The organism is Promineifilum sp. (SeqCode), assembly GCF_041918635.1.
Classification (GTDB): domain Bacteria; phylum Chloroflexota; class Anaerolineae; order Promineifilales; family Promineifilaceae; genus Promineifilum.
The window spans coordinates 1-4380 of the sequence record NZ_JAYRVJ010000121.1; the positions used below are offsets into that span (position 1 = coordinate 1).

4 protein-coding genes are annotated in these 4380 nt (G+C 63.4%); 2 read left to right on the top strand and 2 right to left on the bottom strand.

Going from position 1 to position 4380, the window contains the following annotated elements; genetic code table 11:
* Positions 1-49: 49 nt before the first annotated feature.
* Positions 50-514, bottom strand: coding sequence for an NUDIX domain-containing protein (locus tag ACE3UY_RS04060; RefSeq protein WP_374686274.1), 465 nt, complete (start codon positions 512-514; stop codon positions 50-52).
* A 63-nt stretch (positions 515-577) separates the two neighbouring features.
* Here ACE3UY_RS04060 and ACE3UY_RS04065 point away from each other — a divergent pair, with 63 nt between their 5' ends.
* Together ACE3UY_RS04065 and ACE3UY_RS04070 are read left to right on the top strand one after the other, a co-directional pair.
* A complete protein-coding gene (locus tag ACE3UY_RS04065) occupies positions 578-961 on the top strand; it encodes a DUF5678 domain-containing protein (protein ID WP_374686275.1) in 384 nt (127 codons plus the stop codon).
* 25 nt (positions 962-986) lie between these two features.
* Positions 987-1376: a retroviral-like aspartic protease family protein gene (locus ACE3UY_RS04070; RefSeq protein ID WP_374686276.1), complete on the top strand. Its 390-nt coding sequence runs from the start codon at positions 987-989 to the stop codon at positions 1374-1376.
* Between the two features lie 194 nt (positions 1377-1570).
* On the opposite strand, the gene lon is transcribed toward ACE3UY_RS04070, so the two are convergent.
* Entirely contained in the window at positions 1571-3982 is a 2412-nt protein-coding gene (lon, locus tag ACE3UY_RS04075; RefSeq protein WP_374686277.1) for an endopeptidase La, read from the bottom strand.
* Positions 3983-4380: the final 398 nt, after the last annotated feature.

Here is a 4380-nt window from a genome sequence, read left to right on the forward strand (position 1 = left end):
CAAGGCTCCCCTGCGCCCCTGCACCCCCGCTCCCCTGCGGCAGCAGCGCTCATTCCCCCAGCGCCGCGAGCAGCCGATCAATGAACGGCTCCTGCCCCTTGAGGATTTTCAGCCGCGCTTCAGGGATGGGGAACCAGCCGGCGCGGTCGACTTCGGGGTAGCGCCGCCACGTGCCTTTGGGCCACTGGACGGCGTAGGTGTTGCTGGTGATGGTGGTTACGTCGAGGTCGTGGGCCAGCGCCCAGGCGTGGACGATCTTGTTGCCCTTCTGCTTCGCCTCGCCCAGGGGGAGGAAAGCGGCGTCGGGCGCGTCGAAGGCCACGCCGATTTCCTCGTGGAACTCGCGCCGGGCGGCGGCCAGCGGCTCTTCGTCGGCCTCGAACAGCCCCTTGGGAATCGACCACGCCCCCTCGTCCTTGTCCTTCCAGAACGGCCCGCCGGGGTGGGCCAGGAGGAGTTCGAGGCGGTCGTCGCGGTGGCGGTAGAGGAGGAGGCCGGCGCTGTGGAGGGGCATGGGTCTATGTTATCGACCTCTGAGGTTTGCCGCAAACCTCAGAGGTCTTGGTATAATAAAGGTATGGGCACACAAGTGACGCTTACTCTCCCTGATCACGTTTACCGGCAGGCACAGGTCGCCGCACGGCGGGAGCAGCGCCCTGTTCCCGAAGTCCTGGTCGACGCGCTGACCGAAGCCTTCCCGGCTGTTTACATTAGCCCTGACCACGAACGTATGGAACAGGAACAGGCCGCCTATGCACGCCTTCGCGACTCCTTGCTGGAGACGCACGAAGGACAGTATGTCGCTATCCATGGCGGTCAACTGGTGGATGCCGACGCCGATGAAATAGCCTTACTGCGCCGGATTAATGCCCGATACCCAGACGACATCGTTCACATACGGCGCGTCACTCGTGGGCCTGACCGAGAGTTGCGCATCTATTCACCCCGTCTTGTAGATTAGCAGACGCCGCATAGGGCTGCTTGCCATGCCTGTTTACAGCCATCCCTATGATAGCCAGGGGCATGATCCAGCCATGCCTGTGGTCGGAATCGGGCTTCTCTCCATTGATACTGGTGATCCATTGATTAGTCTGGAGGCTATTGTAGATTCCGGCGCAGATGCAACGATGCTGCCAATTGAGGCCCTGAGAGCAGCAGGGGCGCGCTACTATAGGGCCTGGCGCATGCGCGGGGTGACCGGGCAGTCAGTGAATGTGGATACCTACTTGACCATCATTCAACTAGGCCCGCATGTCATCTATGGGGTCAAGGCCGTTGCCATGTCAGCCGGTAGCGAAGCTATCCTCGGCCGGGATGTGCTCAATGAATTGGAATTAACGCTGAATGGCCCGGCCCAAGAACTGTGGGTGGCCTGACTAAGGCTTTAGAGGCTTCCTTAACAAGAACGGGGTGAGTCACTGCTGTCGCAGGCAAGCTCGAAGCGCTCATTCCGTAGTCAGCGACGCGCATAGGCTCAAGGAGATAATGGATAAGCAAGCGCCGCTACCCATTAGGGCAGCGGCGCTTTACTGTTATTTCCGCAGGCTAACAGCCTGCGCTACAAACCGATTTAGTTCACCCGCCCAATCCGCTCGCCAGAACTTCCATTCGCCGGCGGTACAACAACCACCGGCTCCACCACCTTCTCTCCCTCGCCCACCTTCATCGGCGGCCCGACCGGCTCCAGCAGAGCCACGGCGATCACCTCGTCCAGGTGGCCGACCGGGATAAGCTCCAGGTCTTGGCGCACGCGCTCCGGCAACTCCGGGATGTCCTTGGCGTTGTCCTTCGGCAGCAGCACCGTCTTGATGCCCGCCCGGTGGGCAGCGATGGTCTTCGACTTCAGCCCGCCGATGGGCAGTACCTTGCCGCGCAGCGTCACCTCGCCGGTCATCGCCACGTCGCGCCGCACCGGCCGCCGGGTGAAGGCGGAGATAATCGCCGTCGCCATGGCGATGCCCGCGCTCGGGCCGTCCTTGGGCGTGGCCCCGTCGGGCACGTGGATGTGGACGTTTACCTTGTCGAACAGCGCCGGCTCCAGCCCCAGCGTCCGCGCGTTGGCCCGCGCGTAGGTCAGCGCGGCCTGGGCCGACTCCTGCATCACCTCGCCCAGCGAACCGGTCAGCGTGATGCGGCCGTTGCCCTCGCTCAGGCTTACCTCGATGGGCAGCGTGTTGCCGCCGTAGCTGTTCACCGCCAGGCCCGTCACCAGACCGATCTCGTCCATCTCCTCGATCAGGCCGTAGCTGAACTTGCGCGGCCCCATGATCTCCTCAACGTCCGCTTCGCCGACCGTGAACGGCCCCATCTCGCCCGAAGCGACCTTGACCGCCAGCTTGCGCACCACCTTGCCCAGACTGCGCTCCAACTGGCGCACGCCCGCTTCCAGCGTGTAGTAGCGAATGAGCGACCGCAGTGCCTCGTCCTCGATGTTGACGGCGACGCCGCCGATGCCGTTAGCGTCTTGCTGCTTCTTCAGCAAGTACTGCCGGGCGATGGCCGCCTTCTCATCCTCGATGTAGCCGGGCATGGTGATCGTCTCCATGCGATCCAGCAGCGCCGCCGGGATAGTGCTCAACTGGTTCGACGTGGTGATGAAGATCACCTGGCTCAGGTCGAACGGCACTTCCAGGTAGTGGTCGGTGAAGCTGTGGTTCTGCTCCGGGTCGAGCACCTCCAGCAGCGCCGCCGCCGGGTCGCCCCGCCAGTCGGTGCCCACCTTGTCGATCTCGTCCAGGACGATGACCGGGTTGCGCGTCTTGGCGTCGCGCAGGGCGCGGATGATCCGGCCGGGGATGGCCCCGATGTAGGTGCGCCGGTGGCCGCGAATTTCGGCCTCGTCGCGCACGCCGCCCAGGCTGATGCGCACCATCTCGCGCCCCATCGCCCGCGCCACTGAGGTGGCGATCGACGTCTTGCCGACGCCGGGCGGGCCGTTGAGGTTAATGATGGCCCCCTTCATGTCCTTGCCGGCCAGCTTGCGCACGGCCACGTACTCGACGATGCGCTCTTTCACGTCCTCCAGGCCGTAGTGATCCTGATCGAGCACTTCGCGCACGTGGGTAATATCCAGATTGTCTTCGGTCTCGGCCGTCCATGGCAGTTCGGTCAGCCACTCCAGGTAGGTGCGGATAACGCTGGCCTCGGCCGACTGGCCGCCCTGATACTCCAGGCGCTTGAGCTCGCTCAGGGCGCGCTCCAGCACCTTCGGCGGCATGCCGGCGTTCTCGATCTTGGCCCGCAGGTCTTCCGGCCCGCTTTCGGCGTCGTCGCCCAGTTCCTTGCGGATGGCCTTCATCTGCTCGCGTAGCATGAAATCGCGCTGGGCCTTCTCCGCCCCCTCGCGCGCGTCCTGCTGAATCTTGCTGCGGATGTCGGCGATGCGCACTTCCTGGCGCAGGAACTCCAGCACCGTCTCCAGGCGCACCCGGCCGTTCAGGTTGGTCAGTAGTTCGACCTCGACCTCGAACGACAGGTTGATCAGCCCGGCGATGTAGTCGGCCAGCTGGCCCGTCGTCTCGCTGGAGCGAGTCATGGTCATCACCTGCTGGTTCGTCTCGCCCAGCGACTCGACGTACTGCTCCAGGTAGGCGATCGTCTCCAGCTTCAGCCCTTCGTCAATGGCGTCTTCCTCGGCCAGTTCTTCGTAGCGGCCGATGAGAAACGGATCCATGCGCTCGATACTCTCCAACCGCACGCGGCGGTGGAGTTCGACGAGCATCTGGATGCCCACCGGCGTGCGCAGCATGTCGCGCGCCGTCGCCAGCACGGCGATGGGGAAGATGTCCTCCATGCCGGGGGTCTCTACTTCGGCGTCGCGCTGGACGACCACCAGCAGGTCGCCGCCGCGCTCAATCGCCGCCTGGACGGCGGCCAGCGAGGAGCGGCGGCCGATGGACACGGTCGTCGTGACGCCCGGAAAAACAACCCCGCCGCGTAGCGGTACGACGGGGATGGGTCGCAATTCGTGTGATTGAGTCATATTGTGTTCCTTCACTCTACTCCCACGCTCGGACGGCCTATAGCCGCATATTCCAGTAAGTCTGCGAGTATGTATAGCATGTGATGGTGAAGATTTTATGAGCCGCCCATCTATTTTGCGATAGCGGCGCGTAGGAAGAGTGTAAGAATTGGGGCAGTTGGCAGTAAGCAGTAAACAGTAAGCAGTAGCAGTATTCAGTTAGTCAGTTGGTCAGACCAAGCTGCTCAATGAATACTGCTTACTGTTTACTGCTCACTTCTTACCCGCAACCGCTCCTGTACCTTCTCGCTGCTCAGTTCGCGCAGGGCGTCGCGGCCGTTCCAGCGAGCGGGGGCGGCGGGCTGCTGGATGAGGCGCTCGGCCGTGGCGATGGCCGCGGCGTTGAGCGCCAGGTTGCG